The following is a 21,768-nucleotide window of genomic DNA, read 5'->3' on the forward strand; positions in this document are numbered from 1 at the left end:
CCGCTTTCACCTGACGAAGCAATCACCCAAACGCCAGCGCCATCGCCTCGCGTTCCTGACACAGATAGTCGCCATGAACCCGATCCCATACCGACAGGATCGCATCGGCCGCGCAGTCCGCATCATGCTCCGTCGTCGCCCATGAAATGACCGACAGACGCATCACCTTGCGTCCCTGCCAGACTGCCTCGCGCACATCGCACACGCCCTGCGCCCGAATGCGTTCGACCGTGCGCAACGTCAGCTCGTCGGCGAGCGTGCCGTCGTAAGCCGAGCCGAAACGCACGATCAGCTGGTTCAGCTCGACTTCGTTGAGCAGCGCGACGCCCGGCCCGCGCGCAAGCCGGCGCGCCATGCGGCACGCGAGCGCGCAATGACGCGCGATCATCGCCGCGATCCCCTCGCGTCCGAACGTACGCACCAGCGCCCACAGCGCAAAACCGTGCGCGCGCCGGGAAAGCTCCGGCGTGTAGTGCGCGGGGTCGCGCACGCCATCGTCCGCTTGCGGCAAATAGCTCGCCTGGATCGACATCGCGCGCCGGTGCGCGTCGGCGTCGCGCACGAATGCGCAGCCCGTTTCGTACGGCGCCTGCAGCCATTTATGAGCGTCGGCCGCCCACGAGTCGGCGTGCTCGATGCCTGCCGCCAGATGCATGCGCTCGGGGCACGCTCTCGCCCACAGCCCGAGCGCAGCATCGACGTGAACCCAGCCGCCGTGCTCGTGCGCGCACGCGGCGATCTCGCCGACGGGATCGAATGCGCCCGTCATCATGTGCCCCGCCTGAGCAATGACGATCAGCGGTCCTTCGTGCTGCGCGAGCGCCTCGCGCAACGCTGACGGCTGCATGCGCCCTGCTTCGTCGGCGGCAACCTCGATCACGGACCGCTCGCCGATGCCCAGATAGCGCAATGCGGCGCGCACACTCACATGCGCGCCTTCGCCGAGATAGACGGCAATGCGCGGCGCGCCGCAGAGACCATCGGCTTCGACGTCCCAGCCCGCGCGGCGCAGCACGGCATCGCGAGCGGCGGCGAGACAGACGAAGTTGCTCATGGTCGCGCCCGTCGTGAAACCGACCGAGCAGGCGCGCGGCAGATCGAGCAGGTCGAGCAGCCATTGCGCCACCACCTGTTCGGCGACAGCGGCGGCGGGCGCGCCGTGCCAGGTGGCGGCATTCTGCCCCCACACGCTCGTGAGCCAGTCCGCCGCAACGCCCGCCGGATGCGAGCCGCCCGCGACCCAGCCGAAGAAGCGCGGCCCCGCCGTGCCCAGCAGGCCGGGCTGCGCGATGGCCGCGAGCCGCGCGATGACGGCATCGGCGGGTTCGCCTCGTTCGGGTGTCGGGCCGCCGAAGGCCGCGCGCAGTTCGCCGAAGCTCGCGGCCGGCCCCGTCGGACGCAACCCGCGCGCGTCATGGAACGCCAGCGCGAGCTGCGCGGCCGTCTCGAGTGCGTTGCGTGTATCGTCAGCCATCGAAGGTCTCCTGCAACGATGCATGCCCTAGCCTGCCGGCACCTGCCAGAAAGGCTGCGGCGGATGAAACGCTTCCCCGTTCGCAAAGCGCTCGGCGGAGCGCAGTGTGTTCTCGATCAGCATCGTAACCGTCATCGGTCCGACGCCGCCGGGCACGGGCGTGATCCACGACGCCCGCTCGCGCACGGGCTCGAAATCCACATCGCCGACGATGCGCCCATCTGCCATGCGATTGATCCCGACGTCGATCACGATCGCGCCTTCCTTGACCATCTCCGCCTTGATGAGCCCCGGCTTGCCTGCCGCCACAACGAGAATGTCAGCATGAATCGTATGCTGCGCGAGGTCGCGCGTCTTCACGTGACACACAGTGACGGTCGCTTCCCGCTGCAGCAGCATCAGCGCCATCGGCTTGCCGACGATATTGCTCGCGCCGACCACCACGACGTTCTTGCCCGCCACGTCGATGCCCGTCGTTTCCAGCAGAAGCTGAACGCCATACGGCGTGCAAGGCGGAAAGATCGAATTGCCGACTACCAGCGCGCCGACGTTGTACAGATGGAAACCATCGACGTCCTTGTCGACGACGATGCTCTCCAGCACGCGCCGCACATTGATCTGCGGCGGCAACGGCAATTGCACCAGAATGCCGTGCGTGCCGCGCTCGACGTTGAGCGCCGCGATGCGGTCGAGCAGTTCCGTCTCGCGGCAGTCCGCATGAAAGCGATGCATGAACGAGCGCACGCCGCTGTCCGCGCAAGCTTTCACCTTGTTCGCAACATACAGCTCGGAAGCGGGATTGTCGCCGACCAGCACCACGGCGAGACCCGGCACGACACCGCGCGCGGACAGCGCTGCGACGCGCTCGCGAAAGCGCGCGCGCAGACGCCGGGCGAGATGCCGGCCATCGATCATTTGCGCTGTCATCGTGCGCCGTTCAGGCCAGGAATCCAGTTGGTCCCGGCCAGCGGCACGCGCGCCATCGCCGCCGCTTCGACCGTGAGCGCCACGAGGTCTTCCGGCTCCAGATGGTGGACGTTCTGCTTGCCGCACGCGCGCGCAATCGTCGTCAGCTCCATGTTCACCGTCTTCAGATAGTTCTTCAGACGCTTCGCGCCGACCTCGGGCTTCAGGCGTTCCTGCAGCACCGCGTCCTGCGTCGTGATGCCGACAGGGCACTTGCCCGTGTGGCAGTGGTGACAGAAACCCGGCGCGGTGCCGAGGCGTGCGTAGTCGTCGAGCGCGGGCACGTGCTGGCCATTCTCGATGTACGAGCCGCTATTGCAGCCCAGCGACACCAGCACGCCCTGGCCGATGGCCACGGCGTCCGCGCCCATCGCCAGCGCCTTCGCGACGTCGGCGCCGCTGCGAATGCCGCCAGAGATGATCAGCTGCACCTCGCCTTTCATGTTCAGGTCTTCGAGCGCATCGACGGCCTGGCGCAGCGCAGCGAGCGTCGGAATGCCGACGTTCTCGATGAAGCAGGTCTGCGTCGCCGCCGTGCCGCCCTGCATGCCGTCGACGACGATCACATCCGCGCCCGCATGCACCGCGAGCTTGACGTCGTTGAACGTGCGGGTTGCGCCAACCTTCACGTAGATCGGCGTCTGCCAGTCGGTCATCTCGCGCAATTCGAGGATCTTGATATGCAGATCGTCGGGGCCCGTCCAGTCGGGATGGCGGGACGCCGAACGCTGGTCGATGCCTTCCGGCAGCGTGCGCATCTTCGCCACGCGCGGCGAGATCTTCTGGCCGAGCAGCATGCCGCCGCCGCCCGGCTTCGCGCCCTGTCCGATCACGACTTCGATCGCGTCGGCCTTGCGCACGTCATCGGGATTGAAGCCGTAGCGCGACGGCAGGCACTGATAGACGAGCGTCTTCGACGAAAGCCGCTCTTCGGGCGTCATGCCGCCGTCGCCCGTCGTGGTCGACGTGCCGAGTTCCGTGGCCGCGCGGCCCAGCGCCTCCTTCACGTTCGCCGACAGCGCGCCGAAGCTCATGCCCGCGACGGTGATGGGAATGGCAAGCTCGATCGGCTTCTTCGCGAAGCGTGTGCCGAGCACGGTTTTGGTCACGCATTTCTCGCGATAGCCTTCGAGCGGATAGCGCGACAGCGACGCGCCGAGAAATAGCAGGTCGTCGAAGTGCGGCACGCGCCGCTTCGCGCCGAGGCCGCGGATCTCGTACAGTCCGTGTGCCGCGGCGTTCTGGATATAGTCGATCGTCTTGCGGTCGAAGCCCCAGGACTCTTCGGTGGCGATGTGTTTCATGTGTACGGGCTTGATTTCCATGGCGGGGTTCCCGGTTCAATATTCCTGATTCGCGTCGGCATTCCAGTGATACAGCGAGCGGGCGGATGCAACGCGTCTGAATTCCTTGGGATCGATCTCCGCGAAGGCGGGCCCCGCGGCGCGCAGCAACTGCGCAACGGCTTCCACATCCGCGGGCTGCATCGGCTCTTCGCGCGCGTCGGCGCCGAGCGACTTGACGCTGCCGCGCACATAGATCACGGCCTCGTACAGCGAGTCGCCGAGCGCATCGCCCGCATCGCCGCAGATCACGATCCGGCCCGCCTGCGCCATGAACGCCGAGAAGCTCCCGACCGATCCCTTCACGACGATGTCCGCGCCCTTGAGCGAGATGCCGCAGCGCAGACCCGCATCGCCTTCGATGACGAGCAGCCCGCCGTGCGCCGACGCGCCCGCCGCGTTGGACGCGAAGCCTTTCACGTGAACGCGGCCGCTCATCATGTTCTCGGCCACGCCCGTGCTGGCGCTGCCCGAGATCGTCACCTTCGCTTCCTTGTTCATGCCGGCGGCGTAGTAGCCTGCGTGGCCGTCGATCTCGACTTCGATGGGCAGATCGAGCCCGACGGCGATGTTGTGCGCGCCATCGGGATTCGAGATCAGCACGCGGCGCGTGCCCGCTTTCGCGGCCTCGCGGTGCAGGAAGCCGTTCACGTCCGTCACCGAGGCGGACGCCAGGTCGAAGTTCACACTGTCCATACGTACATCTCCTCAGGTGCCGGTTCGAAAACACGCGCGTGCTTGATATCGGGCAGATGCGCGAGCGAGCGAAACTCGGATGCGATCGCGACGAGATCGTCCGTCTCGGCCACGACGGCCGGCTTGCAGGCGAACGGATCGCGGATCAGCGCGAGCTTGTCGGGCGTGCCCATCAGGAACGTGTAGAAGCCGTCGAGCTGCTCGAAGCCCTTTTGCAGCGCGACTTCGAGATCGTCGCCTTCGCGCAGCCGGTATTCGAGGAAGCGACATGCGGCTTCCGTGTCGTTGTCGGTATCGAAGTGGATGCCGTGCGGCTCCAGCATGCGCCGCACGCCGTTCGGATTCGACAGCGAGCCGTTGTGCACGAGGCAGAAATCTTCGCCCGCCGTGAACGGGTGCGCGCGGTCGGGCGTCACGGCGGACTCCGTCGCCATTCGCGTGTGGCCGACCAGGTGCGTGCCCGTCAGGCCGCTGAACGCGTAACGGTCCGCGACCTGGCCGGGCGTGCCCGTATCCTTGTAGAGGTCGATCATGCGCCCCGTCGACAGCACATGCAGCCCCGGATGCGTTTCGCGAATCCAGTGCTTGACGGTCTCGGCGTCGATGGCCACGCTCAGCACGGCGTGATTGTCCTTGACCTGCACCGACGCCTTCGCGCCGAGATGCTGGTTCAGTTCATGCACGAGGCCCTGCCAGTTGAAGTCCGCGCCCTCTTCGGTCAGACCCGAGTAGAGGCTGATCTTGCGCATGCCGTCGGCGACGGGTTCCGTGAACACCGCAAGGCCGGCCGAATCGGGGCCGCGCTCCGTCATGCCCAGCAGCATGGGCACCATCAATTCGCCGAGCCGTTCACGCAACGCCGGCTTCTTGACGAGTAGTCCGACAATTCCACACATCGTTATCTCCTCGCGCTCGTATTCAAGCGGAAAGCTGTTCAGTTTTTCGATCAGAAAAATTCGAGGTAGGTCTTCTGTTCCCAGTCCGACACATGGCGCATGTACTCGATCCACTCCATGTGCTTCAGACGCAGGAATTCGCCGCCCGCCGGTCCGAGCGCCTCGAGCATCACCTCGTCGCGCTCCAGCGCGCGCAACGCGGCTTCCAGGTTCTGCGGCAGGATGCTGATGCCGTTTTCCTTGAGCTGTTCGGGCGACATCTCGTAGAGATTGGCGTTACACGGCTTGCCGGGCTCCAGCCGGTTCTCGACGCCGTCGAGCCCCGCCGCGATCACGGCCGCCGTCGCGAGGTATGCGTTGCATGCGGCGTCGGGTAGGCGCAGCTCGATCCGTCCGCCCGGAATGCGCACCATCGACGAGCGGTTGTTGTCGCCGTAGCTGACATACGCGGGCGCCCACGTCGCCCCCGTCAGCGAACGCCCGACCACGAGCCGCTTGTACGAATTGACCGTCGGCGCGCAGATGGCCGTGAGCGCGGCCGCGTGCTTGAGAATGCCCGCCGTCCAGTGATACGCGAGCTTCGACAGGCCGAGGCCGTTCTCGTCGTGATCGTCGGCGAACAGGTTCTTCTTGCCGTCGGAAATCGACATGTGCATGTGCATGCCGTTGCCGGGACGATTCGCGAAAGGCTTCGGCATGAACGAGCAGATGAGGCCCAGTTCGTTCGCGATCTCCGCCGCGGCCATCTTGAAGAACACATAGTGATCGCAGGACTTCAGGCAATCGGTGTACGTGTAGTTGATTTCGAACTGGCCGTTCGCGTCTTCGTGATCGATCTGATAGACGTCGATACCCGCCTTGATCAGCGCATCCGTCAGCCGCTCCAGGAACTCGCGCGAACGCGACAGCCCCTTGTAGTCGTAGCACGGCTTGGGCAGTGCATCGGTGTGATCGCACGGCACGATCGCGCCGTCGGCGCCCTTGCGCAGCAGCGAGAATTCCGGCTCGAGCCCCGTATTCAGGATCCAGCCGCGATCTTCGAGGCGGCCGACCTGCTTCTTCAGCGTCACCCGGCTTTCGAACGGCCAGGGCTCGCGCTTCACATGCCCGTCGCAGACGACGCGCGCATAGCCTGGCTGCCAGGGCACCAGCTGCAAGGTATTGATATCGCCGACGGCCATGAAGTCGGGCCCTTGCGGATCGATACCGAGCCCCCACACGGCGAAGCCCGCGAAACCGGCGCCTGCAGTGAGAATGCTGTCGAGGTGCGCGGCAGGCACGGACTTCGTTTTCGCGACTCCGTGAATGTCGACGAACTGCGCAAGGATGTACTTCACCTCATTGTCTTTGAGAAACTTCCGGGCGTCTTCGGGGTCATGTGCATGTCCTCAAACGTGATAAGTCCAGGGTTTCGAAAAACGCCGGCCCGTCATCGCGCCCGCGTCGACTACTTGCTCGCTGCCGGATGCCGGCTAGTCGATCTCCGTGATCGCGGCGACCCCGACAGGGCCGCCACCCAGCTCGCGAGCGATACCGGCGAGGCTTTCCCACAGATACAGACCGTATGTGCCGTCGGCCCATATCCGGTAGTAAGGCCTGCCCGCCCGGACGCCCGGCATGACGGTGACGGCGACGCCCGCCATCGAAGTCAGCACGACTGGCCGGGCCGCCGGATCGAGGGCGGCGAAATTGACATTGCAGGTTTGCAGCAGCAATTCGTGCACGGCGTCGCCGCACAACACGAGCGCGACGTCCTGATGCAGCACGGGATAGACATGCACGGGCGTATCGAGGTGAGCCATCCTTGCCGAGCTGCCTTGCGTGAGCCCGTCTTCGATCAGATACTCGGAGACGCCGAGCCGCAGGACCACGCCGCCGCCCGCCAGCGGCGCCCAGCTGTTCGGCTGCGCCGGCACGTGGATGCCCTGCGCTTGCAGCCACGCTGCCGCGCCCTTGCCCTTGAAGCCGGTGCGAGGCAGGAACGACACGTCGGCGATGCCGAGCGTCGCCGCGCGCATGCTGTCGGCGGCATCGATCTGTTCCTCGACGCGCATGCCTTCGCGCACATCCGAGCGCAGGCTGGGTGCTTTCCATGCATCGCACACCGGGCTCATTCGAAGTGGCGCGTTCATGCTGTCTCCTTCCTCGGCGCAGCCGCCTGTATCGTGACGGCGTCTTTCTGACGCTCGCTCTCAGGGTCGTAGAACGGTGTCGGCACGACGGTCGCGGATACCATGCGGCCGCCTCCCGAGCGGAATGTGATGCGGGTGCCGGGCTCCGCCTGCGCGGGCCGCACGAATGCGAGTCCGATCGTCTTTTGCAGCGTCGCGCTCCACGCGACGCTCGTGACGCGTCCCGCAATTTCGCCGCCTTCGATCACGAGATGACACTCGCGCAGGCTACTGTCGCGCACGCCTGCATCGAGCGCGAAGCCGACGAGACACTGTTTGGCGGACGTCTTGTCGATGATCTGCAGGCTGCGCTTGCCGACGAAGAACGGCTTGTCCATCTTCACGGCCCATGCCATGCCGGCGTCGCGCGGCGTCGTCAGTCCGTCGGTGTCCTGGCTCACGATCACGTGACCTTTCTCGAGCCGCAGCAGACGCTGCGCTTCGACGCCGAACGGACGCACGCCGTATTCCTTGCCCGTTTCGAGCAGCGCGCGCCAGAGCGCCGCGCCATACTCGGCGGGAATATGAATCTCGTAGCCCCATTCGCCGACGAAACCCACTCGCATCAGCCGCGCAGGCACGCGGTTCTGACCGAGCGCGACGCCCGTCACGCGCACGCCGAGATACGGAAAGGCTGCCGACGACAGATCGAGATCGACCAGCTTGCCGAGCACCGCGCGCGATGCCGGCCCTGCCAGATTCACGGCAGCGAACGCACCCGTCACGTTGACGATGCCGCAGTCGAGTTGCCAGATCGTGTTGAGGCGCGACAGCTCGCGATAGATGGCGGCCGCACCCGATGTCGTGGTCGTGAAATAAAAGTGGTCGTCTGCGAGGCGGGCGATCACACCGTCGTCGATCACGACACCGGACTCGTCGCACATCACCGCGTAGCGCGTCATGCCCGCCTTCAGCCCCGCGTACTTCGACACGTACACCCGCTCGAGAAATTCGGCGGCCTGCGGTCCGCGCACTTCGATCTTGCCGAGCGTGCCCACGTCGATGATGCCCACGCCGTTGCGCACGGCGAGCGCTTCTTCTTCGATGCACGTCGCGCGCGCCTTGCCCGCGACCGCGTAATACTCGGGACGCTGCCAGACGCCGGCCGGCATCCACACTGCGCCCAGCAACTGATGCTGTGCATAGAGCGGAGTGCGCCGTTCCGGGTTGAAGCCGCGCCCGGCGAGATGCGACATCGGCACGGGATGGAAGAACGGCCGCGCCGTCGTCGTGCCGACCTGCTGCGGCTCCTTGCCCGTCAGCCGAGCGAGTATGCGCAAGCCGTTCATGTTCGAATGCTTGCCCTGGCTCGGGCCCATGCCGTTCGTCGAAAAACGCTTCAGCAGTTCGATGTTGTCGAAGCCTTCCTGGACGGCGTTTTCGAAATCCTTCAGTTGCAGGTCCTCGTCGAAATCGACGAAGTTCTTGCCCGACGTGTGACCGACGATCGGCCACGGATGCGACGGCGATTCGCGTTCGGCGATACGCGTCTGCATCGCGCCCGCCGCGTTTCCGTCCGTGTCGCCCTTGCTCAGGCCGCAGTGGGCCGCGGCCTGCCTGCCCGCGCGCTCGCCATCCTGCAACTTGTGGCCGAGCGTGTACACGCCGTTGACGCGGCCGCAGGCGAACACGCCGGGCGGCAACTGCTCGGGCACGAACTGTTCGACGTCGTGGTCGAAGTGCATCTTCGTGCCCGCCTGATACAGCAGATTCGCGGCGGGCGCCCAGCCGACGCTCATCAGCAGCGTGTCGCATTCGATCAGCCGCGTGTTCGCCGTCGATACGCGCAAACCGCTCTGCATCGAGAACGCGCCGACGCGCACGCCCGCGAGCCGCCCGCCCGTTTTGTCCGCCACGGCCTCGACGACGCAGCTCGACGCCAGCACGTCGACGCCCTTCGCCCTGACGTCGCGTTCGAGATCGCCGCTGCCGTGCGATGCGCGCAGATCCACCACGGCCACGACTTCGATGCCGCGCGCGAGCATGTCGAGCGCCGCGCGATAGCCGTCGGCATTCGCGGCCAGCACCACGGCGCGCTTGCCGGGCGCGACGGCATAGCGGTAAGCGAGCCGTTGCGCCGCCGACGCCAGCATCACGCCGGGCAGATCGTTGTTGCGAAACACGGCGGGCTGCTCGAACGCGCCGCTCGCGACGATCACCGCTTTCGCGCGCATCTTCGTGATGCGCTTCGCGTCGACCAGCGGCACCCACAGATCGGCGTAATAGGCTGCCGCGAGCGTGTTCGTCATCACACGGATGCGCGGATGCGTCAGCACGCGCGTTTCCAGAGTACGGCTCGTATCGAAGCGCTGCTCGTCGCCGCCCAGCTGATAGCCGCCGCTGCCGCCGATGCGCGCGTTCTCGTCGGCGACGATGACATCCGCGCCCGCTTCCGCGGCCGCCAGCGCTGCCGACAGGCCCGATGGCCCCGCGCCGATCACGAGCACGTCGCAGAAACCGTAACGCTTCGGCGTGCGGATATGCGGCGCGTTGAAATCGACCGTGCCGAGGCCCGTCATCGCGCGGAACATGCGTTCCCAACGCGGGAACCAGCGCTTGCTGTAAAACGCCTTGTAGTAGAAGCCGACGGGCAGGAACGCCGAGAGCTTCCCGACGATCCGCGCGCGATCCGCTTCGACGCCGCCGAACGTATTCACGGAATGCCAGTTGCCGCCCGGCGTCAGCGCCGTCACGTCGGCGCGCACGTTCAGGCGCACGCCGTCCTGAAGCATCACGTTGACATCGTGATTGGCAAGCGAGAGCACGCCGCGCGGCCGGTGATACTTGAAGCTGCGGCCGAGCACGCGCACGTCCGACGCCCACAGTGCGCTGGTGATCGTGTCGCCCGCAAGGCCCGCGTATTGCCTGCCTTCGTATGAGAAGTCGACGCGCGTGTTGCGCTCGATCCATTCGCCGCGATGAGGTGTGAGACGCATTCAGGCCTCCCCGCTCGCGAGCCACGTGCGCAGCACGAGATCTTTCGCGGTATCGCGCTCGGCGATGAACCACGTGTTGCTCGGCGTATGGCACCACCATTCCTGCTTGACGCCCGCTGCGCCGTTGCGGCAGAACACGTAGTCGGCCCATTGCGCGTCGCTGGCCGTCGCCGGGTCGGGCATCGGGCGGAGCTCGCCCCAGTACACGAATTCCGACACCGGGCGCGCGCCGTTCACCGGACAGGTCATGATCTTCATCGTGATTCTCCAGGTCAGTGGCCGACGGATGCCGCGCCCTTCTCGCCCGTGAGCGAGAACTGACGGAAACGGTCGAGCGAGAAGCCCTCGATCAGCGGATGCGTGGCGTCGTTCGCGACCGTATGGGACATGGTCTTGCCGCACACGGGTGTGGCCTTGAAGCCCCACGTGCCCCAGCCCGCGTCCAGATAGAAGCCTTCGACAGGCGTCTTGCCCATGATCGGCGCGAAGTCCGGCGTCATGTCGGCCATCCCGGCCCATTGCCGCATCACTTTCGCCTGCGACAGGAACGGGAACATCTCGAGCATGTGCGCCGTGAGCCCTTCGACGAAATCGAGCGTCGAGCGGGTCGAATGCAGTTCGTACGGATCGAGCGATGCGCCCATCACGAGTTCGCCGCGCGCCGACTGGCTGATGTACACGTGCAGGCTGCCCGACACGAGAATGGGATCGAGCCACGGCTTGAGCGGCTCGCTCACCATCGCCTGCAGCGGATGAATGAAGATGGGCGTGCGCACTCCGACCATGTCCGTCACGCGCGGCGTCGAGCCCGCCACGGCGCACAGCACCTTATTGGTCGAGATATAGCCGCGCGACGTCTTCACACCCTTGACCTTGCCGCCCACGACATCGATGCCGAGCACTTCCGTCTGCTGATGGATCTCGACGCCGCGCTGGTCCGCGCCGCGACCGTAACCCCAGGCGACGGCGTCGTGCCGTGCGACGGCGCCCGGCGCGTGATACAGCGCGCCCATGATGGGTGCCACGCCGCCACACGAGATGTCGATCATCGGTGCCGCCTTCTTTACCTCGTTCGGACCCACCACTTCCGAGTCCACCCCGTAGTGCTTGTTGACCTCGGCGCGCCAGCGCATCGTACGCATCGCCGAATCGGTGTGGGCGAGCGTGTAGTGGCCGCGCGTCGAATAGAACAGATTGAGATCGAAGTCCTGCGACAGGTCCTGCCACAGCTTCACCGACTCGTCGTAGAACTGCACGCCTTCGGGCGTCAGATAGTTCGAGCGGATGATGGTGGTGTTACGCCCGGTATTACCTCCTCCGATATACCCCTTCTCCAGCACGGCGACGTTCGTAATGCCATGCTCCTTCGCGAGATAGTAGGCGGACGCAAGACCGTGGCCGCCCGCGCCGATGATCACAACGTCATATGAACGACGCAAAGTGTCGTGTCTCGTGAACATCCTCGGTTCCGGATGTTTCTTCGAGAGAGCGAAGCGGACGAGACGCCAAGGCATAAAACGCTCCTTTATGCCGCCCCGCGCGGGGCGGCTGTGCGACGTGTTCGGTTGGGGAAGCGGCTCGCGTGTTCAGCGCAGCACGATGGTCTTGTTGCCGTGAATCAGCACGCGGTCCTCGATGTGATAACGCAAGCCTCTTGCCAACACGGTCTTCTCGATGTCGCGGCCAAGGCGCACGAGATCGTCGGGCCGGTCCGAGTGACTCACGCGAATCACGTCCTGCTCGATGATGGGCCCCTGATCGAGTTCTTCCGTCACGTAGTGACAGGTGGCGCCCGTCAGCTTCACGCCCCGGCCATAGGCCTGGTGATACGGCTTCGCGCCGACGAAGCTCGGCAGGAACGAGTGATGGATGTTGATGATCCGGCCGGGATAGGCCGCGCACAGCTTCGGCGACAGCACCTGCATGTAGCGCGCGAGCACCATCGTGTCGGCGCGCGGGTCTTCGAACAGGCGCTGCACTTCGTCATAGGCCTGCGCCTTGTTGTCGGGCGTGACAGGCACGTAATGGAACGGAATGCCGTGCCACTCGACAAAGCTGCGCCATGTTTCGTGGTTCGAGATCACACACGGAATCTCGATGTCCAGCTCGCCCGCCTTCCAGCGCGCCAGCAGATCGTAGAGACAGTGCTCGAGCTTCGACACGAGGATCACGACACGCTTCTTCACCGAGTTGTCGGAGATCTTCCAGTCCATCGCGAACTCCTTCGCGATGTGAGCGAAGCGCTCGCGAAAGCCGCCGATGCCGAACGGCAACGACTCGGCCACGATCTCGTGGCGCATGAAGAAGCGCTTCTCGACTTCGTCTGCGTGATGGGTGGCCTCGGTGATCCACCCGCGATGCTCGGCAAGGAACGTGCTTACAGCTGACACGATGCCAATGCGGTCGGGACAGGACAGAGTCAGCGTGAAGCGATGCGTATTGGAGGACATGGTGTAGTCGATTCGAAGAGGAATCATTGAGCACAACAGTAGCCAGGCCAAATCTGAGTGTCAATGTGAATCAACTTTTTTTCCTGTCAGGAAACACCCGTACGACTTTTGTGTTTCCCAAACTACCCACGGGGGAGTATCGCCAGACGCGTACATCCAGGCGCATCGGCGCATCGGCGCATCGGCGGATTGGCGGATTGGCGGATGGAAGGGCGAACGAAGGCGCGCAGCGTGCGTTCCGGCGGAACGGCTGGCGAATCGGAGGACGGGGAAACAGATGGCGCCCGTCAGCGTGACGGGCGCATGGCGTTCGTTCAGGTGTCCAGTTCGGGCGACTGGCCGTACATGATGATGGTGATGAAGCGGATGGGAAGCTTGATCAGACGCTCGGGACCGTGCGCGACCGAACCGCGGAAGGTCAGCGCATCGCCCGGCTGCAGCAGATAGCTGCGATTGCCATGCCGGTACTCCATCTTGCCCTGGAGCATATAGATGAACTCCGTGCCGGGATGTTCGAAGGTGGGGAACACTTCGGCCTCGTCGTCCATCGTGATGAGGAACGGCTCGAACAGCTTGACGGGCCCCTGGTCGTACGCGAGCAGATGATAGGTATGCCCCTTGGTGGTTCCGCGCCGTACCACCTCCATGCCCTTGCCGGCCTTCACGTGCTGCGCGTTGCCTTCGCGGTGCTCGAAGTTCTTGAACAGCGCGGAGATGGAAATGCCCAGTGCGCGCGCAAGGCTCACGATCGAATCGAGACTGGTCGACACCTGACCGTTCTCGATCTTCGACACCATGCTGCGCGACAAGCCGCTTTGCTCGGCGAGGTCGGCGATCGTCAGCCCCTGGTTCGTGCGGTGCTCCTTGACGACCTTGCCAAGGAACGACTCAATCGATCTTCCGTCGCCCGTTTCTTCCAGCTGGGTGGTCAGATCGGGCTCTTTCTCGCTCTTCATCGCTTGACTCTACACTTGGCTATCGGCAATTGAATGACGGGTGCCGCCGCTTTGCGCGGCATACCGTAGAGCGAATAGTACCAGTGGCTAATCGGGAAGAGGACGCGTAGGTCCAATGCGGCAGCCGTGCACGCTCACGCACCCGGCGAATTGCGGCGCGCGAGATGCTCGTGATGCCACACGACGGCTTCGACCCTCGAATGCAGATCGAGCTTGTGCAGCAGATGCTTGACGTGCACCTTGACGGTTCCGACGCTGATGTCGAGCTTGCGGGCAATCTCCTTGTTGCACATCCCTTCGACCAGATAGTCCAGCACCTCCTGCTCGCGCGCGGAAAGGTTCGACTGGTTGGCGGGCAGCGGCTGCCCGGCCGATAGCGCGTGAAAGAGCTTGCCCGTCACCGCCTCGCTGAGCACGGCCGTGCCCTGCAGCGCCTTTTGCAGATTGAGGCACAGTTCTTCCGGCTCCATGTCCTTCAACAGATAGCCGCTCGCGCCGGCACGCAGCGCCGCGACCACGTCGCGTTCGTTGTCCGACACCGTCAGCATCAGGAAGCGGGCCTCGACGCCGTGTTCGCGCATCATTTCGAGCGTTTCGATGCCGTTCATTTCCGGCATGTTCAGGTCGATCAGCACGACGTCCGGCTTGAGCCGGACCGCGAGATCGACCCCCACGCGCCCCGACGAGGCCTCTCCCACGACGCGAAACTCCGGGTTCATCTGAATCAGCTGCGCGACGCCCTTGCGGAACAGCGCGTGATCGTCGATGAGCAGTACGGTATTGACAGGCTCCACGTCCGAATCCTCATACCTGTATCGACGGGCAGACGACCGCCGATGCTTTCATCATAGGCCAATCCCGCGGCGCTGTACCCGTCATGCGGCTTTCGGATAAGCCATCGCCGGGCGCTCGCGGTCGGGCGGAAACACTCGCCAGACGCCGTCGCCATGCCGGAAGAACACAATGGCGACGGGACACGCGGGACGCGCCACTTCCACGCACACGTAGCGCCGGTTGCTGTCGCGCGTGCGGCTGAAGCGGGTCACGCGAACGGGCGTTGCCGGCGTCGGCGACAGCCACTTCTCGATGAGTTGGCGCAACGTCTGCTGATGGCTGTTCATGATCGTCCCCTCACACGCCCGTTTCTGAAACACGTCGAATGCAACTACATGCGGCCATCACGCTGCCGCCTTCACCAGCTCTGCTGACAGCGCAAACTGCCGCGCGATCGAATGAAGCCGCTCGCGCCATTCCCACTTGCCGAACACGTCGTGCACGTTCTGCAGACAGCTGAGCAAGTCGATCGTCGTGGGATCGTAGACGTTGATATTGGCGCGCAGCAGCGCCTTTCTGAGTGCCGCAATACCAACGTCCATATATGCGGGTATCGCGTCGGACGCGTTGTTGCCGATGTAGCGTACGGGCACGCCTTCCATCGCCGTCATGTAGTCGCGCGCCTGAATGAAGCTGCCGACAGGACACCCGCCGCAATAGCCGCGATAGGCGCCGCCTCCGTGCGGAAGCAGCGCGGCGCGGCCCTGCCCGAAAAGATGCTCGACGGCGTGGTCGAAAATCTGCTGATGGGTCAGGAAATTCCGGCTTTTCATGATGCTGCTCCGCTGCAAGGCATTGACGATTCGTGACTCCAGTATGGTCGGTCGGCGATGCCTTGCAATCCGCCAGAGGGAGCTCCCTCTTTGGGGGTAGCAGGCGCCGTGCGTGACGATGGGTTAGCCGGGTGAACCGGTCGATCCGCCGGCACAGCGAAGCCTGCCGGCCACGGCGCGCGCCACGGACTACCCACGAGGTGGTATCTCCCCGTGCGCATTGCCATATTCGCGGCCTGAACGGACACTGTGTCACGAAGTATTGACAGGCTCATTCACCATAGCGGCCATTCAAGATGAGACGATCCGAAACGCGAGGCCTGAACGCGAGTGTTCGCACGAAGCGCGATCCAACGGCGGCACTGGCGCTGTATGACCGCAGCATCCGGCACGGACACCGGCACGTTGCTCTGCTGCGCTACATGGATGCGCGAGACCTGGCGGCACCGCTTACGCAAGCCCATCATGAATATGCGGAGAAGATTGCTTCGTCTCTGAGTGCGACGGACATCGAGCGCATTCTCGGCCAGGCGGTGGACCGCAGCAGGCAACGGCAACGTGCGGCCTCGAATATCCATGCCGATGAAGCTGCGTAAATACGCCTGAAACTGCCGTGTGACGACTGGGAAATGCCGGCGGGTTCGTCGGAAGCCAAGGGTCATCGTCATCAACCGTTGGAGATGGGCTGTCTCCGCAACGGTCGGTCAGGGTGGCGATGTTGATAGCCTCGACTTGTTCAGGAAGTCGAGGCTTTTTTTTCGTCGATAACGGGGTCTGCTCTTCTCATATCGCAAGGAGATCAGGTCTCAATGAAAGTACCTGACATGCTCCAGTGTGTGGCTCCGAACACTGGCGCCCGGGAATACTCAGCACCTGCATGTTGATCACTGTGCAGCGCATGCCGCCTTATCACGATGTAGTTTTCATGCGGCCTAACGCCCGACGGTGCGCGCTCCCCTTCCACGGGCCGCTCTGCACCTCCGCTCGTCTGACAAATTTCAAGAATGTAAGCTACCTGTAGATCGGCGTAAGGCCGCGAACCCAGGAACATCCCCTAGCTGAATTCGATTGACGATCACGATGTCGTCTGACAACAATACCGTCAGTGATCGAGCCAACCGCTCCCGATCGATCTCTTCGCTGCACCCGTGCATCTTCCCTTCGCACCCGCGTCGCCAGACGGTCCCATGGTCGTTGAGGTTCATTCACCGTTCTGGTCACATTACACAGGAGAACGAATCACATGACAGCGCATGACCAGGACGATCCCCTGCACTCCGTAACCCGCAACAATGCGCCTGCCTCACGCGGCCGACGCGCGTTCATGGCCCTCGCCGGCGCGTCTGCAGGAGCAGGCCTGCTCGCGGCCAGCCGCGGGGCAGCGGCAGCAGACTCGATGTTTCCAGCGCCTTCCGCTGCCGGTGGTCGACCTCCGGCGCATCCCGGCCACCCCGCCGGCGATCCGATCTGGGGCCCGGATGGCCAGGCCACGGTCATTCTCAGGCGGCTCGCCCATGTCGACCGCTCGTTGTTCTCCCACGCCCAGTTTCACGTGACGAGCTACGGTGCGCGCACGCTCCCCGCCTCTGCGTTGATCACCTCGACGGCCTGGCCGGGCGGCAAGATTCCCTGGGTGACGGGCGGGACGGAACAGACCGCGCATCCCGCCAGCGATCTGCAAAGCCCGGGTTCGGGCGTGATGGTGCCGTGCGACTACACGGGCACGCAGTACGACTCGTGCGCCGCGTTCAATGCCGCGATCGTCGATGCAAGCCGCGCCGGTGGCGGCCGCGTCGTCGTGCCGGCCGGCAACTGGTATTGCGGCGGGCCCATCGTGCTCTTGAGCCACGTGAATCTCCATCTGGAATCGGGCTGCACGATCTATTTCAGCCCGAACCCGGCCGATTATGCGAAAAACGGCCCCTACAAGACGGCGAACGGCAATCTGTATCACACGCGCTGGCAGGCAAACGACTGCCTGAATTTCGGCTCGCCAATCTACGCGTTCCGCCAGACCAACATTGCCGTGACCGCCGACGACAACACCTGCGTGCTCAATGGCCAGGCCATGACACCCATGCAACTGAGCAGCCAGCCGCCGACCTCCTGCTGGTGGACCTACAAGGGAAGCAGCAACGCTTACGGTTGCACCGGTTCCTCGACGCCTTCGCAGGCTTACGCGAATCCGAACAACGTCCCGCTCACCAGCCTCCCTGCTTCCCAGATCCAGAACCCACAGGCCAACGTTTCGTTCACGAACCAGTACGGCGCGACGACTACGCTGATGGACCTGCTCGGTGGCGCGGGCTGGAACCAGGACCAGAACTATCTGCCCGCGCTTTCCGAACTGCGCGTGCCGTTCGAGAACCGCATCTTCGGCAACGGACATTTTCTGCGTCCGTGCATGATCGAGTTCATCGGTTGCACGAACGTGCTCCTGCAGAACTACCACACGCAAAACACGCCGTTCTGGCAACACCATCCCACCGACTGCACGAACGTGGTGATCGACGGCGTGTTCGCCGATAGCGTCGGACCGAACAACGACGGCTTCGATCCTGACGCGTGCAACCACGTGCTGGTGCAAAACGTTCAGTTCAACACCGGCGACGACTGCATTGCGATCAAGTCCGGCAAGTACCTCGACACCGGGTACGGCCCGATGCAGAACATCGTCGTGCAGAACTGCACGATGCAAAGCGGCCACGGCGGGCTGACCATCGGCAGCGAAATGAGCGCGGGCGTGCGCAATGTCTACGCACGCAATCTGACGATGCAAAACGAGAACTGGGCGAGCAATCCGCTGAACATCGCGCTGCGGTTCAAGAGCAACATGAACCGCGGCGGGTACATCAACAATGTATGGATCAACGGCGTGACGCTGGCCAACGGCGTCAATCTGGCCGGCAAGTATGGCGGCGGCTCGCTGGGCGCCGCGATCAGCAAGATCACGGGTACGGGCACGGCCGGTCTCGCGACCAGCCCCTCCACGGGCCAGGGCGGCCTCATCACGTTCGACTGCGACTACAGCCCGTCCGGCGACGCGGTGCGCTGGAGCCCTTCGGTGATCAGCAACATCAACATCACGAACGTGAATGCGAGCAACGTGTCGGGAGCGGTGTCGTACTCGATGCCTGCGGGCTTCGTCGCCGGTACGAACTCGTGCTTTCAGGCACTCGTCATGCAGGGCCCCGAGGCGGTCGATTACAACGGCGCGCTGCCGGTGCCGATCGTGAGTCCCATCAGCGGCGTGACGATTTCGAACTGCAATCTTGGCAACCCGGTGTGCACAGGCGCAGTGCCGACAACGCCTTCGACGTCCGCGTCGGCGGCGCCCGGTCCCGTCTTCGTGAGTAACGTCAGCGGCATTACGCTGACCAATGTGGTGATCGCGGGCACCACGTACAACACGTCGCTGAGCGCACCGTCGACCTGATTCCGGCGTACGTGGACGCGAGCAGATTGCGTCCACGCGTCGTGCCTCGGAAACCGGTCACGCGTCGCCCATCATTGGCGCGCAATCGTAAATTCTCGCGGAAGCGGGTCACGAAGCGGTGGCCTCGCCACCCACATCATCAAACTGAAGCGACGCGACTGTCGCCAGCCATAACCTGCGAAATATCGCCCTTCAGTTGATCGCGTGACATCGGGCGTTGCCCGAACTGGCATAAATGCGATCCTTACACTTAAATTACATCTGCGACGCCGTCACGATATGACGAACGCGCGCTTCCGACGAAAGCGTTCACGGCCACGAACAGGACAAATCGGCCATGAAGACGAAGATCCGCACATCCGCCCGCGTCGCCATCCTGGCGATGCCGGAGACCTCGGCTTCCGCGGTGAACGGCATGTACGACATGTTTATGTCGGCGGGAAGGGATTGGAGCCTGATCGTCGAAGGGGCACCTGGCATCGTGCCGTTTGCGCCGCGGGTCGGGTCGCGTCACGGCGCTTCGTTCGTCGCCGCGGACAACGTTCGCCTCACGCCCGACCCGACGCTCGACGCCTGCGCAACGGCCGACGTCGTCTGCGTGCGCGAACTGACGGTGCCTCCGGGTGAAGGGCTCGAAGGGCGATTTACCGGGGAAATCGACTGCCTGCGCCCTTGCTACGAGGACCACGGCCGGGCAATGCTGGTGAACGTGGAGTCACTGCCTCACCCATACTGATGAACTTGCGGCGCACGAGAGGTGCAGTCATGAGATTGAATTTTCGCGTTGTCGAGAAGGTGGCGTTTTCCGTTGTCGTGTTGTCCGCGTTCTCTTGCCTTGGATTCATCATTCGCGAGAAATTCCCAGGCATTCTGGATTTGCTGCCGCGAGGTCAGGGCGTATCTCTTCATGAATTCACGCTCGCCTGCCTGTTTCCGAGCGACTGTGAGCAACTGCTTGGCCTCTTGAAGACGGCTGATGAGCGCAGTGCCGCGGTGCTCGTCTCAGAGCGGCCGGAATAGACCGCTTCCCGTTCGCCCGATTTCGGCCGTTTGTGGTGACATCACGACCGTCTTTTCGTGGCGGACAATTACTTGATGCGATCGGCTCGGCGCACGTACGCTGATTCAACCGCTGCAAACCGCCCGCCTGTTCCAGCGCCGGCGTTACTCGTTCCCCGCATCAGGGTTGGCGTTTGCCGCGGCCAGCGGCGGGTTTGCCAGCCGGCTTGCGTGAACCCGCAACTGGCTTGCTGGCTGGCTTGCTGGCGGGTTTGCTGCGCGGTTTTTGTGAGCTGAACGGGTTACGGCTGGACAAGCCTGTACCTTTACCCGCTTCCGCGGCGCGTTCCGCCGCGGGCTTGCGTTTGCTCTCGCCACTTCGTGGGCGCGGCTTCTCGCTGAGCACCTGCATGCCACCCGCCGCAGCTTGCGGCACCTTGGGCTTCTTGGGCTTTTTGGGTTTCTTGATGATCTGGCCCGTCGCGCTGGTTTGCGGCACACGATGTTCGGCTTCAAATCCCGGCTCTTCTTCACGCGGCAGCGTTTGCCGGATCAGCGCTTCAATCGCGGCCAGTTGCGGCGCTTCATCAGCGCATACAAGCGACACCGCCACGCCGCTGGCGCCTGCGCGGCCGGTACGGCCAATACGGTGCACATAGTCTTGCGCGACGATGGGCAGATCAACGTTGATCACCAGCGGCAGGTCGTCGATATCGAGTCCGCGCGCCGCCACGTCGGTGGCTACCAGCATTTGTACTTCGCGCGTCTTGAAGCGCTCCAGTGCGCGCAGGCGCGCGGGTTGCGGTTTGTCGCCGTGAATGGTGTCGACCGCATAGCCTGCTTCATCCAGCATTGCCGCGAGGTAGTCCACGCCATTGCGGGTTTTGACGAACACCAGCGCGTGCTCCCACTTGTTCCCGGCTACCAGGTGCATGAAGAGGTCAGGCTTGTTCCTCTTATCCACCGTCACCACCCACTGCCTGATCTTGCTGGCCGTGGCATTGGGCGGGCTGACGCTGATATTGACCGGGTCGCGCAGAATGCCCGCCGCCATGGCCCGGATATCATCGGTAAAAGTGGCAGAGAACAGCAGGGTCTGGCGCCGGACGGGCAAGGCAGCAAAGACGGCGTTGAGTTCGCGCGCAAAGCCGAGATCCAGCATGCGGTCGGCTTCATCCAGCACCAGCGTTTGCACCTGGTCGAACTGCACGGCGTTCTGGCGGTTGAGATCGAGCAAACGGCCGGGCGTGGCAACGAGTACATCCACGCCTTTGCGCAACTTCATCATCTGCGGGTTGATACTCACACCGCCGTAGGCGGCGAGAAATCGTAAGTCGAGACCCTTTCCATACTCGATAAAGCTTTGCAGCACTTGTTCGGCCAGTTCGCGCGTGGGCACCAGCACCAGAACACGTGCGCGGTTGCTGGATACCGCAGGGCCGTGTTGCACCAGCCGTTGCAACAGCGGCAGCGCAAAACCCGCGGTTTTGCCCGTGCCGGTCTGTGCCGCAGCCATGACGTCCTTGCCACCGAGCACAGCAGGAATCGCCTTGGCCTGCACCGGCGTAGGCGTCTGGTAATTGCGGTCCTGCAGATTCTGCAGCAAGGGATCGATCAGGCCAAGCGAGGCAAAAGACATCGGCGTATTCCGGGCTCTAAAGCCGCAATTCTAGCCGTTACCGCCTGATTGCACTGCGTGGACCGATGGTCCCAAAGATCTACGTCGATCGCCGCTGAGGAATGCAGCGGTGCCGGGCGCCACGCCGGCAAGTTCGTACTGCGAGAGATGAAGCATCGTCGGAACAGATCCCGGCCACCCTACCCCACATCGCAAAGAC

The 21,768-nt window shown here is 64.0% G+C and carries 19 protein-coding genes and 1 pseudogene; 4 read left to right on the forward strand and 16 right to left on the reverse strand.

The features are described from left to right. Positions 1-22: 22 nt before the first annotated feature. From FRZ40_RS40195 to FRZ40_RS40265, 15 genes and pseudogenes are all read right to left on the reverse strand, one after another. Positions 23-1,474, reverse strand: coding sequence for a pyridoxal phosphate-dependent decarboxylase family protein (locus FRZ40_RS40195; protein ID WP_147237999.1), 1,452 nt, complete (start codon positions 1,472-1,474; stop codon positions 23-25). Positions 1,475-1,501: 27 nt separating this feature from the next. Next, positions 1,502-2,401, reverse strand: a complete 900-nt coding sequence (gene folD / locus FRZ40_RS40200) for a bifunctional methylenetetrahydrofolate dehydrogenase/methenyltetrahydrofolate cyclohydrolase FolD (protein WP_028367180.1) — start codon at positions 2,399-2,401, stop codon at positions 1,502-1,504. Next, positions 2,398-3,765 carry an FMN-binding glutamate synthase family protein gene (locus tag FRZ40_RS40205; RefSeq protein ID WP_028367181.1) on the reverse strand — a complete coding sequence of 456 codons (1,368 nt, stop codon included), beginning with the start codon at positions 3,763-3,765 and terminating at the stop codon, positions 2,398-2,400. Before FRZ40_RS40205 ends, folD begins: the two co-directional genes overlap by 4 nt. Positions 3,766-3,780: 15 nt before the next feature. Continuing rightward, positions 3,781-4,479 carry a GltB/FmdC/FwdC-like GXGXG domain-containing protein gene (locus FRZ40_RS40210; RefSeq protein WP_028367182.1) on the reverse strand — a complete coding sequence of 233 codons (699 nt, stop codon included), beginning with the start codon at positions 4,477-4,479 and terminating at the stop codon, positions 3,781-3,783. Then, complete coding sequence (locus tag FRZ40_RS40215) at positions 4,467-5,375, reverse strand: class II glutamine amidotransferase domain-containing protein (protein WP_147238000.1); 909 nt, start codon at positions 5,373-5,375, stop codon at positions 4,467-4,469. The genes FRZ40_RS40210 and FRZ40_RS40215 overlap by 13 nt, the downstream gene beginning before the upstream one ends. A 50-nt stretch (positions 5,376-5,425) precedes the next feature. Next, positions 5,426-6,748, reverse strand: a pseudogene (glnT, locus tag FRZ40_RS40220) (type III glutamate--ammonia ligase); the annotation flags it as partial. Between the two features lie 99 nt (positions 6,749-6,847). Beyond that, complete coding sequence (locus FRZ40_RS40225) at positions 6,848-7,507, reverse strand: hypothetical protein (RefSeq protein WP_028367185.1); 660 nt, start codon at positions 7,505-7,507, stop codon at positions 6,848-6,850. Next, the gene (locus FRZ40_RS40230; protein WP_147238002.1) at positions 7,504-10,482 is read right to left on the reverse strand and encodes a glycine cleavage T C-terminal barrel domain-containing protein; all 2,979 of its coding nucleotides are present in this window, start codon (positions 10,480-10,482) and stop codon (positions 7,504-7,506) included. The genes FRZ40_RS40225 and FRZ40_RS40230 overlap by 4 nt, the downstream gene beginning before the upstream one ends. After that, complete coding sequence (locus tag FRZ40_RS40235; protein WP_028367187.1) at positions 10,483-10,740, reverse strand: sarcosine oxidase subunit delta; 258 nt, start codon at positions 10,738-10,740, stop codon at positions 10,483-10,485. A 14-nt stretch (positions 10,741-10,754) separates the two neighbouring features. After that, positions 10,755-11,942 (reverse strand): FAD-dependent oxidoreductase, encoded by a 1,188-nt coding sequence (locus FRZ40_RS40240; protein WP_223958322.1) that lies wholly within the window; start codon positions 11,940-11,942, stop codon positions 10,755-10,757. A 126-nt stretch (positions 11,943-12,068) separates the two neighbouring features. Further along, the gene (gene purU, locus FRZ40_RS40245) at positions 12,069-12,932 is read right to left on the reverse strand and encodes a formyltetrahydrofolate deformylase (RefSeq protein ID WP_147238003.1); all 864 of its coding nucleotides are present in this window, start codon (positions 12,930-12,932) and stop codon (positions 12,069-12,071) included. Positions 12,933-13,246: 314 nt separating this feature from the next. Next, on the reverse strand, positions 13,247-13,888 hold the full coding sequence (locus FRZ40_RS40250) for a helix-turn-helix domain-containing protein (RefSeq protein ID WP_028367190.1): 642 nt from the start codon (positions 13,886-13,888) through the stop codon (positions 13,247-13,249). 134 nt (positions 13,889-14,022) lie between these two features. Continuing rightward, positions 14,023-14,682 carry a two-component system response regulator NarL gene (gene narL, locus FRZ40_RS40255; protein ID WP_028367191.1) on the reverse strand — a complete coding sequence of 220 codons (660 nt, stop codon included), beginning with the start codon at positions 14,680-14,682 and terminating at the stop codon, positions 14,023-14,025. 81 nt (positions 14,683-14,763) lie between these two features. Continuing rightward, a complete protein-coding gene (locus FRZ40_RS40260; protein WP_028367192.1) occupies positions 14,764-15,009 on the reverse strand; it encodes a hypothetical protein in 246 nt (81 codons plus the stop codon). Between the two features lie 57 nt (positions 15,010-15,066). Beyond that, positions 15,067-15,495: a hypothetical protein gene (locus FRZ40_RS40265; protein ID WP_028367193.1), complete on the reverse strand. Its 429-nt coding sequence runs from the start codon at positions 15,493-15,495 to the stop codon at positions 15,067-15,069. A gap of 296 nt (positions 15,496-15,791) precedes the next feature. On the opposite strand from FRZ40_RS40265, the gene FRZ40_RS40270 reads away from it, so the two are divergent. The 4 genes from FRZ40_RS40270 to FRZ40_RS40285 all read left to right on the forward strand — a co-directional run bounded on the left by FRZ40_RS40270 (position 15,792) and on the right by FRZ40_RS40285 (position 19,951). After that, positions 15,792-16,091, forward strand: coding sequence for a hypothetical protein (locus FRZ40_RS40270; RefSeq protein WP_051446400.1), 300 nt, complete (start codon positions 15,792-15,794; stop codon positions 16,089-16,091). A gap of 647 nt (positions 16,092-16,738) precedes the next feature. Continuing rightward, positions 16,739-18,931, forward strand: coding sequence for a glycoside hydrolase family 28 protein (locus tag FRZ40_RS40275; protein ID WP_240057477.1), 2,193 nt, complete (start codon positions 16,739-16,741; stop codon positions 18,929-18,931). A gap of 337 nt (positions 18,932-19,268) precedes the next feature. Next, positions 19,269-19,667, forward strand: coding sequence for a type 1 glutamine amidotransferase family protein (locus FRZ40_RS40280; protein ID WP_240057478.1), 399 nt, complete (start codon positions 19,269-19,271; stop codon positions 19,665-19,667). Positions 19,668-19,696: 29 nt separating this feature from the next. Next, the gene (locus tag FRZ40_RS40285; protein ID WP_147238004.1) at positions 19,697-19,951 is read left to right on the forward strand and encodes a hypothetical protein; all 255 of its coding nucleotides are present in this window, start codon (positions 19,697-19,699) and stop codon (positions 19,949-19,951) included. A gap of 160 nt (positions 19,952-20,111) precedes the next feature. Here FRZ40_RS40285 and FRZ40_RS40290 read toward each other — a convergent pair whose 3' ends face one another. After that, complete coding sequence (locus FRZ40_RS40290; RefSeq protein ID WP_147238005.1) at positions 20,112-21,569, reverse strand: DEAD/DEAH box helicase; 1,458 nt, start codon at positions 21,567-21,569, stop codon at positions 20,112-20,114. Positions 21,570-21,768: the final 199 nt, after the last annotated feature.

Origin of the sequence: Paraburkholderia azotifigens, assembly GCF_007995085.1 — a bacterium.
Taxonomy (GTDB): Bacteria; Pseudomonadota; Gammaproteobacteria; order Burkholderiales; family Burkholderiaceae; genus Paraburkholderia; species Paraburkholderia azotifigens.